Below are 14502 nucleotides of genomic sequence, written 5' to 3'. Positions count from 1 at the left end.
ACCGGCGCTCGCAGGGCCGCGAGAAGGCCCGGAGGAGGCCGGACGTGTGGATCCCCTCGGATCCCTCCCCGTTCCGGCGCGAGAGCGGCCCTCCCGGCCCGTGTCGACGTGCGCCCGGCCCGTCCGAGCCGGTAAACTCACGACGATGTCCCGGGTCGTCCGACCCGCCGGCGGACGACGCCCCCGGCTCCCGCCGAAGGGCTGACCGCAGACCCGAGGAGAGACGTGGCCGACGAGACCAGCACGCCCGCGCAGGCGAGCACCCCGGACTACGACGCGAGCGCCATCACGGTCCTCGAGGGTCTGGAGGCCGTTCGCAAGCGCCCCGGCATGTACATCGGCTCGACGGGCGAGCGCGGCCTGCACCACCTCGTGTGGGAGATCGTCGACAACTCCGTCGACGAGGCGCTCGCGGGCTACGCGACCTCGATCCTCGTCACCCTCCTGGCCGACGGCGGGGTCCGGGTCGCCGACGACGGCCGCGGCATCCCCACCGACATCCACCCGCAGGAGGGTGTGAGCGCGGTCGAGCTCGTCCTCACCCAGCTGCACGCGGGCGGCAAGTTCGGTGGTGGCGGGTACAAGGTCTCCGGCGGTCTGCACGGCGTCGGCTCGTCCGTCGTCAACGCCCTGTCGACGCGGATGGAGGCCGAGGTCCGCCAGAAGGGGCACGTCCACCGGATGTCCTTCGACCACGGCGTGCCCACCGGGCCGCTGACGGTGGTCGGCGACACCGACGAGACGGGCACGACGATCACGTTCTGGCCGGACGCGGCGATCTTCGAGACGGTCGAGCTCGACTGGGAGACGATCCGCGCGCGCTTCCAGCAGATGGCCTTCCTCAACAAGGGCCTGTCGATCACCCTCGTCGACGAGCGGGAGAACGCCGTCGCCAACGCCGAGGACGAGCTCGAGGACGCCGAGCACGGAGTCGACACGGCGGTGGACTCCCCCGCCTCGACCGGCGCGGGCGACGACGAGGTCGTCCCCGAGACCGATGCGGCGGGCGAGGTGCGGGCCCGCACCGTCACGTACCGCTACGACGGCGGGCTCGTCGACTACGTCCACCACCTCGTCGGCAGCAAGAAGAGCGAGCCGGTGCACGCCGAGGTCATCTCGATCGCGTCGGAGGACGTCGACCGGGCGCTTTCCCTCGAGCTGGCGATGCAGTGGACGAGCGCGTACAGCGAGTCGGTCCACACGTACGCGAACACGATCAACACCCACGAGGGCGGCACCCACGAGGAGGGCTTCCGCGCCGCGCTGACGAAGCTCGTCAACGACTTCGCGCGCCGCCAGGGCCTGCTCAAGGACAAGGACGAGAACCTCACCGGCGACGACATCCGCGAGGGGCTCACCGCCGTCGTCTCGGTCAAGCTCGGCGAGCCGCAGTTCGAGGGCCAGACGAAGACCAAGCTTGGCAACTCCGAGGTCAAGGGGTTCGTCCAGCGGGCGATGACCGACGAGTTCGGCCACTGGCTCGAGGCGCACCCGAACGAGGGCAAGGACATCGTCCGCAAGGCCGTCCAGGCCGCGGCCGCTCGGATGGCCGCCCGCAAGGCGCGCGAGGCGACCCGGCGCAAGGGCCTGCTGGAGTCTGGCGGCCTGCCGGGCAAGCTCAGCGACTGCCAGAGCAAGGACCCGACGGTCTCCGAGGTCTTCATCGTCGAGGGCGACAGCGCCGGCGGCTCGGCCAAGGCCGGCCGCAACCCCGAGAACCAGGCGATCCTGCCGATCCGCGGGAAGATCCTCAACGTCGAGAAGGCCCGGATCGACAAGGTCCTGGCGAACACCGAGGTCCAGGCGCTCATCTCCGCCTTCGGCACGGGCATCGGCGAGGACTTCGACATCACCAAGGCCCGCTACCACAAGATCGTCCTCATGGCCGACGCCGACGTCGACGGCATGCACATCCGCACGCTGCTGCTGACGCTGCTCTTCCGCTTCATGAAGCCGCTCATCGAGGCCGGGTACGTCTACCTCGCCCAGCCCCCGCTCTACCGGCTCAAGTGGAGCAACCACGAGCACGAGTTCGCCTTCTCCGACCGCGAGCGCGACGCGATGATCGCCGACGGCCAGGCCAGCGGGTACCGGCTGCCGAAGGAGAACGGCGTCCAGCGGTACAAGGGTCTGGGCGAGATGAACTACCAGGAGCTGTGGGAGACGACGATGGACCCCGACCACCGGGTCCTGCTCCAGGTGACGCTCGCCGACGCGGCCGCCGCGGACGAGATCTTCGCCGTCCTCATGGGCGAGGACGTGGACTCCCGGCGGACCTTCATCCAGCGCAACGCCCGAGACGTGCGCTTCCTCGACATCTGACCGGCCCGCGAGCCGACGCCTGACACGACGAGACAAGGATCGCGATGACCGACCTGCCCCCCGAGGGACCGACCGAGCCGACCGGGCCGGACGCGCCCGCCGACGGCGCCCTGGTGACCGACCGCACCGAGCCGGTCGACCTCAACCAGGAGATGCAGCGCAGCTACATCGAGTACGCGATGAGCGTCATCGTCAGCCGCGCGCTGCCCGACGTCCGGGACGGCCTCAAGCCGGTGCACCGCCGGATCGTCTACGCGATGTACGACGGTGGGTACCGCCCCGACCGGGGGTACAACAAGTGCTCGCGCGTCGTCGGCGACGTCATGGGGCAGTACCACCCGCACGGCGACACGGCGATCTACGACGCGATGGTCCGTCTCGTCCAGCCGTGGTCGCTGCGGTACCCGCTCATCGACGGTCAGGGGAACTTCGGCTCGGCGGGCAACGACGGGGCCGCCGCACCGCGGTACACCGAGTGCCGGATGGCCTCGATCGCGATGGAGCTCGTCCGGGACATCCACGAGGAGACCGTCGACTTCGTCCCCAACTACGACGGCAAGACGCTCCAGCCGGACGTCCTGCCCGCGCGCTTCCCCAACCTCCTCGTCAACGGCAGCGCCGGCATCGCGGTCGGCATGGCGACCCAGATCCCGCCGCACAACCTGCGCGAGGTCGCCGCTGCGGCCCAGTGGGTCCTCGAGCACCCGGACGCCGGGCGCGAGGAGATGCTCGAGGCCGTCATGGCGCGGGTCACCGGGCCGGACTTCCCCACCGGCGCGCTCATCATGGGCCGCCGGGGGATCGAGGACGCGTACCGCACCGGTCGCGGCTCGATCATCATGCGGGCGGTCGTCGAGGTCGAGGAGATCCAGGGCCGGACCTGCCTCGTCGTCACCCAGCTGCCCTACCAGGTCAACCCGGACGCGCTCGCCCAGAAGATCGCCGACCAGACCCGGGAGGGCCGGCTGTCGGGGATCGCCGACATCCGCGACGAGACCTCGGGCCGCACGGGCCAGCGCCTGGTCATCGTCCTCAAGCGGGACGCGGTCGCGAAGGTCATCCTCAACAACCTCTACAAGCACACGGCGCTGCAGACGACCTTCGGGGCGAACATGCTCGCCCTCGTCGACGGGGTGCCGCGCACGCTGCCGATCGACGCCTTCGTCCGTCACTGGGTCGATCACCAGATCGAGGTCATCCAGCGCCGGACGCGGTTCCGCCTCGCGAAGGCCGAGGCCGAGATCCACATCCTGCGCGGCCTGCTCAAGGCCCTCGACATGCTCGACGAGGTCATCGCGCTCATCCGGCGCAGCCCGACCGTCGACGAGGCCCGCGAGGGGCTCATCCGTCTGCTCGACATCGACGAGATCCAGGCGAACGCGATCCTCAACATGCAGCTGCGGCGCCTGGCCGCGCTGGAGCGCCAGAAGATCATCGACGAGCACGACCGGCTCGCCGCCCTCATCGAGGACTACACGGACATCCTCGCCAAGCCTGAACGGCAGCGGAGCATCGTCTCCGAGGAGCTGCAGGAGATCGTCGACAAGTACGGCGACGAGCGGCGCACCACGATCCACCCGTACGACGGGGACATGTCGATGGAGGACCTCATCCCCGAGGAGGACGTCGTCGTGACGATCACCCGGGGCGGGTACGCCAAGCGCACCCGGGTCGACGCCTACCGCAGCCAGAAGCGCGGCGGGAAGGGTGTGCGCGGCGCGGCGCTGCGCGGGGAGGACGTCGTCGAGCACTTCTACACGACGACGAGCCACCACTGGTTGCTCTTCTTCACCAACCTCGGTCGGGTGTACCGGGCCAAGGCGTACGAGCTGCCCGAGGGTTCGCGGGACAGCAAGGGCCAGCACGTGGCGAACCTGCTGGCCTTCCAGCCGGAGGAGCGCATCGCCGCCGTCCTCGCGGTGCGGGACTACGGGGCCGCGCCGTACCTCGTCCTGGCCACGCGCCGGGGTCTGGCGAAGAAGACGCGCCTGGCGGAGTACGACAGCCCTCGCTCCGGCGGTCTCATCGCGATCAACCTGCGGGACGGGGACGAGCTCGTCGGTGCGGCGCTCGCGTCTGCGGAGGACGACCTGCTCCTGGTGTCCCGCAACGGCCAGTCGGTGCGCTTCCACGCGACCGACGACCAGCTGCGGCCGATGGGTCGGGCGACGAGCGGCGTCACGGGCATGAAGTTCCGCGAGGGGGACAGCCTGCTCGCGATGAACGTCCTGCCCGCCGGCCAGGACCCCGACGTCTTCGTCGTCTTCGAGAACGGTGTCGCCAAGCGGACCGCCGCCTCGGAGTGGACGCCGAAGGGCCGAGGGATCTACGGCGTCACGGCGGCGAGCAACGGCAAGGGCGGTCAGCTCGTCGGGGCGCTCACGGTCGGGGAGAACGACGAGGTGCTCGTCGTCATGGAGAAGGGCAACATCGTCCGCTCCCGGGTCGACGGCGTGAAGCGGACCGGCCGGAACACCATGGGCGTTGCCTTCGCCGCGCCGCGCACGGGCGACTCGATCGTCGCCGTGGCGCGCAGCGTCGAGCAGGTCGGTGACGAGCAGGTCGACGCGGTAGCGTCTGGGGACGACGTCCCGGCGGAGGCCGCCGACGGGAGCACGAACGACGCGGAGCAGACCGCGGGAGGTACCGAGTGAGCGCGACAGACCAGCGGGGGACGGCGATGCGCACGGCGCGGGCCGATGCGGGGTCGCGGGTCGCTGCGGCCCGTGCCCAGGGCGCCGGATCCGCCGCGGTCACCGGTGGTCGTGACCCGCGCGCGGCCCGTCCGTCGCGGCCGGCGGTGCGCCGGGTCAAGCTCATGGTCAGCCGCGTCGACCCGTGGTCGGCGATGAAGGTCGGCTTCCTGCTGTCGTTCGCGTTCGGCGTCGCGATGGTCGTCATGGTGTTCGTCCTCTGGACGATCCTGTCCGGGATGGGAGTCTTCGACGACATCAACCGGATGATCGGCTCGATCATGGGCGACTCGGACAAGCCGTTCGACGTCAACGAGTACCTGGGCCTGGGGCGGATCCTGTCGCTGACGATCGTCCTCGCGGTCATCGACACGTTCCTCTGGACGGCCCTGGCGACGCTCGCCGCGTTCCTCTACAACGTCATCGCCAGCCTCGTCGGCGGCCTGCAGCTCACCCTCACCGACGACTGACCCCCCACACGCCACCACTTCCCCGCATTTGCGCGCGCAAGTGACATCTGCGCGCCGAATATCGCGCGCAAATGTCACCGATGACGCGCAGATCTGAACGAACGACGGGCAGCGGGCCAGCCCGTTTTGGACCGCCGGGTGCAGGTGGGGTAGTCTCGGTCGTCGCCCCGGGCCTATAGCTCAGACGGTTAGAGCGCTTCCCTGATAAGGAAGAGGTCAGAGGTTCAAGTCCTCTTAGGCCCACCCGGAACGCCCCGGCTCGCCCCTCCGCGAGCTGGGGCGTCGTGCATCCCGGGCCGGCGCTGTGCTTGGGTGGGCGCATGAAGCGACTCCTGGCCGTAGCCGCCATCGCCGCCGGCGGTGCCATCGCGTACCGCAAGCAGCTGCGCAAGGCGAAGGACCGTGATCTGTGGGCGACCGCCACCGACGGTGCCCCGACGAGCGTCGTCCCCGAGACGACCCAGGACGGGGCCGACCACGCGGAAGAGCTCGCCGCGAAAGACCGCCCCTCGGGCGCGGCGTGGGGCGCGGCGACCGACCGCATCTGAGCCCTCCGCGCGGCCGGTTCTGCTCGCGCCGCGGCTCGCGTACCATTGGCGGGCACCTCGCGGGGTGCACCCTCCGGGGGCGTGGCGCAATTGGTAGCGCACCTGCTTTGCAAGCAGGGGGTTAGGGGTTCGAGTCCCCTCGCCTCCACCCGATCGCACGGACCCGCACCGCCCTGGTGCGGGTCCGTGCGCGTTCCCGGCCGCGCTGCGACCTGCAGTTCGCGTCACCGCCCCCGGAAACCCGCCATCCCTCGTCGCCGGGACCGCGAACTGCATGTACGAGGCCCAGTCCGCTTCGCGGTTCTGCCTGCCCCCAGCCCGGGTCGTTAGGGTCGAACCATGCGACTGGGCATCGACTTCGGCACCACCCGCACCGTCGTCGCGCAGGTCGACCGCGGCAACTACCCGGTGGTGCGCTTCCTCGACCCCGACGGCGACGTCACCGACCACGTCCCCTCCGTCATCGCCCTCGGGCAGAACGGCCTCCTCCACGGCCACGCCGCCGTCCACGCGGAGGTCCTCGGCGCCCCCACCCTGCGCAGCATCAAGCGCGAGCTCGCCGACCCGGCCGTCGGCATCGACACCGTCATCACCGTCGACGAGGACGAGTACCCCCTCATCGACCTCCTCACCGGCTTCCTCAGCGCGCTCGCCGACGCCATCCGCACGTCCTCCAGCGCCGCCGACCTCCTGGGGCCCGGCGAACCCCTCGAGGCCGTCATCGCCGTCCCCGCGCACGCGCACGGCGCCCAGCGCTACCTGACGATCGAGGCGTTCATCCGCGCGGGCTTCGAGGTCGTCGGCCTCGTCAACGAACCCTCCGCCGCCGGCTTCGAGTACACCCACGCCCACGCGAACACGATCACCTCCCGCCGCACCCAGGTCATCGTCTACGACCTCGGCGGCGGCACCTTCGACGCCTCCCTCGTCACCGTCGACGGCACCGACCACGACGTCGTCGACAGCCTCGGCCACAACCGGCTCGGCGGCGACGACTTCGACGTCGTCCTCGCGGACCTCGCCCTCGCCGCGGCCAGCAGGACCCGCGAGGACCTCGGCCGCTGGCACTGGCGGGTCCTGCTCGACGAGGCCCGTCGCGCGAAGGAGTCGCTCGTCCCCCAGACCAAGCGGGTCGTCCTCGACGTCGCCGGTGAGGTCGTCACCATCCCCGTCGACGACTTCTACGACGCCGCGAGCCACCTCGTCGAGGCGTCCGTCGAGGTCATGCGCCCCCTCGTCGGCGCGCTCGAGGACGAGGACGACCCCGACCTCACGTCCATCGCCGGCATCTACCTCGTCGGCGGCGCCAGCGGGCTGCCGCTCGTCCCGCGCATCCTCCGCACGGACTTCGGTCGTCGCGTCCGTCGCTCGCCGCACCCCGCCGCGTCGACGGCCATCGGCCTGGCCATCGCCGCCGACGAGGACGCCGGCTACCGCCTGCGCGACCAGCTCTCCCGCGGGTTCGGCCTGTACCGCGAGCTCGACGGCGGCACCGCCCGCTCCTTCGACCCGATCCTCACCCGCGCCCAGGCCGTGAGCCGCACCGAGGAGCTGAGCGTCGTGCGCACGTACCGCGCCGCCCACAACATCGGGTGGTTCCGGTTCGTCGAGCACTCCCGCCTCGGCGAGGACGGCCTGCCCGCCGGCGCAGTGTCCCCGTTCGCCGAGGTGACCTTCCCCTTCGCGCCCGACCTGCAGGAGCGGATGCGCACCGGCGCCCTCGACGACGCCGGCCTGGCGCAGCTGGCCGTCGAGCGCAACGCGGACTTCGACCCCGCGACCGCCCCGCTCGTCGAGGAGCGGTACGTCGTCGACCGCGCCGGCATCGTCTCGGTGACGATCACCGACCTCGGCACCGGGTGGAGCGTCACCCGCGCCCTCGGCGGCTGACCCGGGCGGGAACGCCGGACGGGCCGGACCCCGTGAGGAGTCCGGCCCGTCCGCGGTGCGAGCAGGTCAGAGGCGGTTGTCGCCCTTGCCCTCGTCCGTCCAGTCCTTGGCCGTCGACCAGGCGTCGTCACCGGCGGGGGCGGCGTCGTCGAGCGTCGAGCCGACGGTCGGGTCAACCTCGGGTGTGGTCGGCTCGAGGGGCTCGACCGTCGTCGTGGCCTCGATCGTCGACGGCTCGGCGTCGACGGCGTCGCTCACCTCGCGGACCTCACCGAGCGAGCGGGGCTCGTCGGCCGCGGTCGCCCACGGCGAGTCCGTGGAGCTCGCGGAGTCCGTGGCGGACGTGGTCGTCGTGGTCGTCGGGGTCGAGTCGGACGACCCGCCCGTCGCGGCGGCGACCTTCTCCTTGGCGGCCTCGGCGACGGCCGTGGCCTTCGCGGCGAGGCTGCTGTCGCGGCCGCTCGTCGGCGCGGTGTACGGGTCGCCGGCGGGAACGGCCCACGGGTCCTTCTTCGCGCCGCCCGACTTCTGGCGGGCCTGGTACGCGGCGAACCCGGCGAGGCCCAGGCCGACGAGCATCAGCAGCTTGCCGCCCTTCTTCTGCTTCTTGACCTTCCCGTCCTTGGCCGCGGCGAAGGCGGCCGGGGCGTGGTCGGCGAGCGAGTCACCGGCGGCGCGGGCGGCGGTGGCCGACGCGGCGAGCGCGGCGATGCCCTCGGCGACCTTCGGCAGGAGGTCCTCGACGAGCGCGTCGCGGCCCTGGTCGATCTTCGGGGCGAGCGCGAGGACGGCCGGGTCCTGCTTCGGGGCCTTCCCCTTCGCCTTCTTCGCGTCCTCGCGGGCGGCCTCGGCGGCCTTCGCGGCCTCCTTGCGGACCTTCTTCGCCTTTGCCCGGGCGACCTCGGCGTAGGCGTCCGAGTTCTTCCGCACGTCCTCGACCTTGGCGGCGCCGTCGGCAACCGCGTCGCGGGCCTTCTCCGTGGCGGTCTCGAGCGCCTCGACGGCGCGGTCCTTGATGAGCTCGGTCTTGCTCTTGCGACGGAACACGGTTCCTCCTGGTCGGTCGTGCAGCAGGTCTGTCCACCCCCATACAACACGGTTCGCCTCGAGCGCGACAGTCAGGGCGCGCCGCGTCGCACCGGTCGGTGGGCCCGGCCCGCCCGGACCCACGTGCAAGGATGGACGGCATGAAGGCGACCCTGCACACGAACCACGGTGACATCACCCTCGTCCTCTTCCCCAACGAGGCGCCGAAGACCGTCGAGTCCTTCGTCGGCCTCGCCACGGGCGAGAAGGAGTACACGGACGACAAGGGGCGCACCAACCCGACCCCGTTCTACGACGGGCTGATCTTCCACCGGATCATCGACAACTTCATGATCCAGGGCGGCTGCCCGCTCGGTGCCGGCTACGGCGGCCCGGGCTACACCTTCGACGACGAGATTCACCCCGACCTGCAGTTCGACCGCCCGTTCCTCCTCGCGATGGCCAACGCCGGCAAGCGGATGGGCAAGGGCACGAACGGCTCGCAGTTCTTCATCACGACCGTCCCGACGCCGTTCCTCAACGGCAAGCACACGATCTTCGGCGAGGTCGCCGACGAGGCCTCCCGCCAGGTCGTCGCGAAGCTCGGCACGGTCGCGACGGACGGCAGCGACAAGCCGCTCGAGGACGTCGTCATCGAGCGCGTCACCATCGAGCGCGACTGACCCACGACGTGAGCACCACCCCCACGGGCACCCCGCCGGCCGGCGGGGTGCCCGTCTGTCCCCGTCACCCCGACCGGCCCTCGTACGTCCGCTGCCAGCGGTGCGGCCGCCCGACGTGCCCGGAGTGCCAGCGCACCGCGCCCGTCGGGTTCCAGTGCGTCGACTGCGTCCGGGAGGCCGCCAAGGGCCAGCGGGCCGAGGTGACGGTCCTCGGCGGTCGACGCCGACTCCAGCCGTGGGCGACGTGGGGCATCACCGCGGTCTGCGTCCTGCTGTGGCTGGCGCAGCTCGCCTCGCCCCGGGTGACGCTCGACCTCGCGTTCGCCCCGGCGCTCGGCGGGATCGAGCCGTGGCGTCTGGTGACGAGCGGCTTCGTCCACAGCACGGGTCCGACGGGCATCCTTCACATCGGATTCAACCTCTTCGCCCTCGTCGCGATGGGCCGCTCGCTCGAGCCGGCCGTCGGCGCCGGGCGCTTCCTCGCGACCTTCCTCCTCAGCGTCGTCGGCGGCGCGCTCGGGTTCGCGCTGGCCCTCGGGGTCGACGGCCCGGAGGCGTGGACGCCCGTCGTCGGGGCGTCGGGGGGTGTCTTCGGGCTCTTCGCGGCCGTCGTCATCGTCGGTCGGCGCGCGGGGGTGGACGTCTCGGGGCTCATCGGCGTCATCGGGATCAACCTCGTCCTGGGCCTCGTCGTCGCCGGCATCGCGTGGCAGGCCCACCTCGGCGGCCTCGCCGTCGGGGCCCTGTGCGGCGGCGCGCTCGTCAGCGCGACGCGGCGTGACCGCCGGTGGGTGCAATGGGCCCTGCTCGGCGCGATCGCCGTCGCACTTCTGCTCGTGTGGGGCGCCCTCTACCTCGTCTGACCAGCGGAATCACACCGGTGTCATTCATCCCCAGGCGTGGAAAAACCTGTGGACAACCGCGCTGACGGTGGATGGCAGCAGCACGGTCGCGGCCCACGTCAGCCGGCGGCGAGGACCCGGGCGACGCCGTCGGCATCCCCGACGAGCGGGCTGAGCCCGTCCGACCGCTCGACCGCCGCGTCGTCACCCGTGAGCGCGAGCCACTGCGCGAGGATCCGGTGGCCGCCCTCCGTGAGGACCGACTCGGGGTGGAACTGCACGCCGTGCAGCGGCAGGGCGCGGTGGTGGGCCGCCATGATGACGCCCGAGTCGGTCCACGCGTTGGGGACGAGCTCCGGCGTGACGGACTCCGGCTCGATCGTCAGCGAGTGGTACCGGGTGGCCGTGAAGGGGCTGGGCAGCCCGGCGAGGACGCCCGTGTCGTCGTGCCGGACGCGTGAGGTCTTGCCGTGCAGCAGCTCCGGCGCCCGACCGACGCGGCACCCCGTGACGACCCCGAGCGCCTGATGGCCCAGGCACACGCCGAGCATCGGCTGGGCCCGCTGCGCGCACGCCTCGATCATCGCGATCGACACCCCGGCCTCCTCGGGGGTGCCCGGGCCGGGGGAGACCAGGACCCCGTCGAACTCGGCAGCGGCCTCGGGGGAGATCGCGTCGTTGCGCACGACGGTCGTCTCCGCGCCGAGCTGCTGGAGGTATCCGACGATCGTGAAGACGAAGCTGTCGTAGTTGTCGACGACGAGGACCCGGCTCATCGGGCCATCATCCCGCACCGGCGTCACGCGGCGGTCGGCCCGTCCGGTCTCGGCGTCACCGCTCGGGCCGGGCGTGGCGCAGCGTGCTCGAGCCGTCGTACGCCGGCAGGGTGATCCGACCCTGCTGCTCGACGAGCCAGCCGAGCCCCACCTTCTCCACGTACTGCAGGTAGATCTGGACCTGCGGGTCCGCCGACAGCTCGGCCTCGAGCGTCGCGGGGTCGCCGGTCGCGGTCACCGTGAACGGCGGCGAGTAGACCCGGCCCTGGAGGATGAGGGTGTTGCCGACGCACCGGACGGCGCTCGTGCTGATGATCCGCTGGTCCATGACGGTCATGCCCGTCGCGCCGCCGCGCCACAGGGCGTTGACGACCGCCTGGACGTCCTGCTGGTGGACGACGACGTCGTCGACGCTCACGCCCTCGGGCAGGGCGTCAGCGGTGATGTCGGCGTCGTCGAGGGTGACCCGCAGGGCGTCGCCGGTGACCGGGGCGTACCCGGCGGCCGGCGCCAGACGGTCCGCGCGGGCGGTGTCCTCCTTCGCGCGGGTGCTGCCGCCCTTGTCCTGCGAGAGCGCGTCGACCTCGGCCCGCAGCTCGCCGACGCGGGCCGTGCGCTCGGCGTTGCGGGCGTCCTCGGCGCGGATGAGCTGGCTGACGTCCGTCACCTCGGCCCGCAGGTTCGTCCCGCGGGCGACCTGGCTCGTCGTCGCGAAGAGCAGACCGGCGAGCACCGCGACCACCGGTACGAGGGCCGACCACCGGCTGGGGCGCCGGGTGAGCCAGAGGGCCCTGGCGACCGATCGGAGGCGGGGGATGACGGGCACGCGTCTACGCTAGGCCACGACCAGCCCCGCCCGCGGGGACCCGAGACGAGGAAGGGCGCCGCACGTGGCCCACCCCCTGGACGAGACCTCCCCCCGCGACGACGCCTCCGACGAGCGCAGCGACGCCGCGGTGAGCGAGCGCGACGAGAAGACCGAGGTCCGGCGCGGCGCGAAGGTGACCATGGGCAACCCGTCGTGGTTCGTGCCGGTCATGGTCGGCCTCATGCTCGCCGGTCTGGCATGGGTCGTGACGTTCTACGTGTCCGACCAGCGGTACCCGATCGAGAAGATCGGGCGCTGGAACCTCGGCGTCGGCTTCGGCCTCGTCCTCGCCGGGTTCGTCATGACGACCAGGTGGCGCTGAGCCTCCAGCCGTCGGGCCGGACCGCCACCGAGGCGGGCGCGGGTCCGGCCGTCGGGCTCGGGTCGGTCGGCAGGGGCGGCTCGGTCGAGGTCGGGCTGTCGGTCGGCGTCTTCGGGTCCTTGCCGTTGCCCTTGCCCTTGTCCTTGGGCGTGCCCGTGTCGGTCGGCTCGCTCGGCGTGGGCGTCGGGGTCTCGCTCGGCGGGGGCGAGGTGACGGTCTTGTCCGGCGCCTTCGCGATGATGATGGCGACCACCTGGTCGTTGCGGATCGCCCCGGGAGCCGGGTTCTGCGCGATGACCGTTCCGGCCTCGGCCTCGTCCGTGGTCCGCTCGGTCACCTTCGGGTAGGGCAGACCGAGGTCGTCGATGATCTTGCGGGCCTCGTCCGCCGTCTTGCCCGTCAGGTCCGGCAGCCGCACCTTGCCCGACGAGTACGTGACGTCGACCTCCGTGCCCTTCTGCTGGTTCGTCAGGGCGCCGGGGTCGGTCGAGACGACCCGTCCCTGCGGCTGGTCGGCGGTGTCGACCGCCTCCCGGTCGCCGAGCTTGAGCCCCGCGTCCTCCAGCGCCTTCTTCGCCTCGCCGATCGTCATGCCCTCCAGGTCGGGCACCTGGGTCGATCCCGGCCCACCGGAGTACGTGAGCGTCACCAGGCCGTTGCGCTGGAGGATGCCCTCCTCGCCCTTCGAGGCCGGGTCCTGGCTGATGACCTGGCCCTTCGGCTTCTGGCTGTCGACCTCGCGCGCGGTCACCGTGAAGTCCTTGTCGAGGCGCTTCTTCGCGATGTCGATGTCGGTGCCGACGACGTTCGGGACCGGCAGCATCGCCCGGTACTCCCGGTTCTCCTGCCACTGGGAGTACGCGAACAGGCCCAGGAGCAGCGCGCCCAGGAGGGCGAGACCGACGAGGACCCACGCGAGCGCCCCGCCCCGCCGACGGTCCTTCGCCGCGGGGTAGGTGCTCGTCGACCACTCCTCGACCGGCGCGCGGCGGACAGGCTGCGTCGCGGGGTTGGGCGGGCCGACGAGCTGCTCCGTCGGCGCGGCCCCGCCGAGCACCTCCGTCGGCGCTGCGGTCGCCCCGGTCGCCGCCGCGACGGCCGGCGCCCCGATGAGGGCGGCCAGGCTCGCGCGCGCGGGGGCGCTGATCGGGCGGTGGGTGCGGACGCGCTCGAGGTCGGCGCGGAAGGTCTCGGCGTCGGGGTAGCGACGCGTCCGGTCCTTCTCGAGGGAGTGCGCGACGACCGCGTCCATGTCCGTGGGGAGCTCGCTCGCGAGCGTGCTCGGCACCGGCGGCGGCTTGCGGACGTGCTGGTAGGTCAGGGAGATCGGCTCGCCGACGAACGGCGTCCGCCCGGTGAGCAGCTCGAAGAGCAGGCAGCCGGCGGAGTAGACGTCCGAGCGGTGGTCGACGGTCTGGCCCTCGGCCTGCTCGGGGGAGATGTACTGCGCGGTGCCGACGACGGCCTGGGTCTGGGTCATCGTCGCCTGGGCGTCGGCGACCGCGCGCGCGATCCCGAAGTCCATCACCTTCACGGCGCCGTCCTCGGCGATCATGACGTTCCCGGGCTTGATGTCCCGGTGGACGATGCCCCGCTCGTGGCTGTAGGCGAGCGCGTCGAGCACCGACTCGACGACGACGCACGCGTCCTCGACGTCGAGCGACCCGGACTCGTTGAGGACCTCGCGCAGGGTCCGGCCCCGGACGTACTCCATGACGATGTAGGGGATGTCGACCCGGCCGCCGCCGGGCTCGGTCATCGAGTCCTCGCCCGAGTCGTAGACGGCGACGATCGAGGGGTGGTTGAGGCCGGCGACGGACTGCGCCTCGCGGCGGAAGCGGTGGAGGAACGAGGCGTCCCGGGCGTGGTCGCTCCGGAGGATCTTGACGGCCACGTCCCGGCCGAGCCGGGTGTCGTAGGCGCGGTGCACCTCGGCCATGCCGCCGCGGCCGATGAGGTCCCCCACCTCGTACCGGCCGCCGAGAAGACGGGGTGTCCTCACGATGCCCTCTCCTTCGTCCTCGTCGCATGCTCGCACGTCGTGGCCCCGGTGGCTGCCGCT

General features: G+C 71.9%; 12 protein-coding genes and 2 tRNA genes. 10 read left to right on the top strand and 4 right to left on the bottom strand.

Features of this window, described 5'->3' with window-relative positions:
- Positions 1-225: 225 nt before the first annotated feature.
- From gyrB to DAA34_RS03345, 7 genes are all read left to right on the top strand, one after another.
- A complete protein-coding gene (gene gyrB / locus DAA34_RS03375) occupies positions 226-2322 on the top strand; it encodes a DNA topoisomerase (ATP-hydrolyzing) subunit B (RefSeq protein ID WP_234354090.1) in 2097 nt (698 codons plus the stop codon).
- A 44-nt stretch (positions 2323-2366) separates the two neighbouring features.
- On the top strand, positions 2367-4976 hold the full coding sequence (gene gyrA / locus DAA34_RS03370) for a DNA gyrase subunit A (RefSeq protein WP_106817610.1): 2610 nt from the start codon (positions 2367-2369) through the stop codon (positions 4974-4976).
- Positions 4973-5485: a DUF3566 domain-containing protein gene (locus tag DAA34_RS03365; protein WP_234354089.1), complete on the top strand. Its 513-nt coding sequence runs from the start codon at positions 4973-4975 to the stop codon at positions 5483-5485. The genes gyrA and DAA34_RS03365 overlap by 4 nt, the downstream gene beginning before the upstream one ends.
- Positions 5486-5654: 169 nt before the next feature.
- Positions 5655-5728: transfer RNA gene (locus tag DAA34_RS03360), tRNA-Ile, on the top strand.
- Between the two features lie 77 nt (positions 5729-5805).
- Positions 5806-6033, top strand: a complete 228-nt coding sequence (locus tag DAA34_RS03355) for a DLW-39 family protein (RefSeq protein ID WP_106817609.1) — start codon at positions 5806-5808, stop codon at positions 6031-6033.
- A 75-nt stretch (positions 6034-6108) separates the two neighbouring features.
- Positions 6109-6181: transfer RNA gene (locus tag DAA34_RS03350), tRNA-Ala, on the top strand.
- 191 nt (positions 6182-6372) lie between these two features.
- Positions 6373-7923 (top strand): Hsp70 family protein, encoded by a 1551-nt coding sequence (locus tag DAA34_RS03345; protein WP_106817608.1) that lies wholly within the window; start codon positions 6373-6375, stop codon positions 7921-7923.
- Positions 7924-7989: 66 nt separating this feature from the next.
- Here the strand turns inward: DAA34_RS03345 and DAA34_RS03340 are convergent, their stop codons facing one another.
- The gene (locus DAA34_RS03340) at positions 7990-8970 is read right to left on the bottom strand and encodes a hypothetical protein (protein ID WP_106817607.1); all 981 of its coding nucleotides are present in this window, start codon (positions 8968-8970) and stop codon (positions 7990-7992) included.
- A gap of 140 nt (positions 8971-9110) precedes the next feature.
- Between DAA34_RS03340 and DAA34_RS03335 the strand changes: the two genes are divergently transcribed.
- Positions 9111-9632, top strand: a complete 522-nt coding sequence (locus DAA34_RS03335) for a peptidylprolyl isomerase (protein ID WP_106817606.1) — start codon at positions 9111-9113, stop codon at positions 9630-9632.
- Positions 9633-9640: 8 nt separating this feature from the next.
- Entirely contained in the window at positions 9641-10495 is an 855-nt protein-coding gene (locus DAA34_RS03330; RefSeq protein WP_106817605.1) for a rhomboid family intramembrane serine protease, read from the top strand.
- Between the two features lie 98 nt (positions 10496-10593).
- On the opposite strand, the gene DAA34_RS03325 is transcribed toward DAA34_RS03330, so the two are convergent.
- Complete coding sequence (locus tag DAA34_RS03325) at positions 10594-11250, bottom strand: aminodeoxychorismate/anthranilate synthase component II (RefSeq protein WP_106817604.1); 657 nt, start codon at positions 11248-11250, stop codon at positions 10594-10596.
- A gap of 55 nt (positions 11251-11305) precedes the next feature.
- The gene (locus tag DAA34_RS03320; protein WP_199847411.1) at positions 11306-12076 is read right to left on the bottom strand and encodes a DUF881 domain-containing protein; all 771 of its coding nucleotides are present in this window, start codon (positions 12074-12076) and stop codon (positions 11306-11308) included.
- A 64-nt stretch (positions 12077-12140) separates the two neighbouring features.
- Between DAA34_RS03320 and DAA34_RS03315 the strand changes: the two genes are divergently transcribed.
- Positions 12141-12440 carry a cell division protein CrgA gene (locus DAA34_RS03315; protein WP_325027416.1) on the top strand — a complete coding sequence of 100 codons (300 nt, stop codon included), beginning with the start codon at positions 12141-12143 and terminating at the stop codon, positions 12438-12440.
- Here DAA34_RS03315 and pknB read toward each other — a convergent pair.
- Positions 12418-14442, bottom strand: coding sequence for a Stk1 family PASTA domain-containing Ser/Thr kinase (gene pknB, locus DAA34_RS03310; protein ID WP_158707582.1), 2025 nt, complete (start codon positions 14440-14442; stop codon positions 12418-12420). The genes DAA34_RS03315 and pknB overlap by 23 nt on opposite strands.
- Between the last annotated feature and the right edge of the window lie 60 nt (positions 14443-14502).

It is taken from the genome of Janibacter massiliensis (assembly GCF_900289115.1).
GTDB lineage: Bacteria > Actinomycetota > Actinomycetes > Actinomycetales > Dermatophilaceae > Janibacter_A > Janibacter_A massiliensis.
Note: the sequence above shows the minus strand (reverse complement) of the source record. Positions and strands in the feature narration are given on the sequence as shown.

What these genes read in the sequence shown, in the direction of transcription:
- gyrA (WP_106817610.1), top strand. Translation starts at nt 2,367, where the DNA reads ATGACCGACCTGCCCCCCGAGGGACCGACCGAGCCGACCGGGCCGGAC.
- DAA34_RS03355 (WP_106817609.1), top strand. Translation starts at nt 5,806, where the DNA reads ATGAAGCGACTCCTGGCCGTAGCCGCCATCGCCGCCGGCGGTGCCATC.
- DAA34_RS03345 (WP_106817608.1), top strand. Translation starts at nt 6,373, where the DNA reads ATGCGACTGGGCATCGACTTCGGCACCACCCGCACCGTCGTCGCGCAG.
- DAA34_RS03335 (WP_106817606.1), top strand. Translation starts at nt 9,111, where the DNA reads ATGAAGGCGACCCTGCACACGAACCACGGTGACATCACCCTCGTCCTC.
- DAA34_RS03325 (WP_106817604.1), bottom strand. Translation starts at nt 11,250, where the DNA reads ATGAGCCGGGTCCTCGTCGTCGACAACTACGACAGCTTCGTCTTCACG.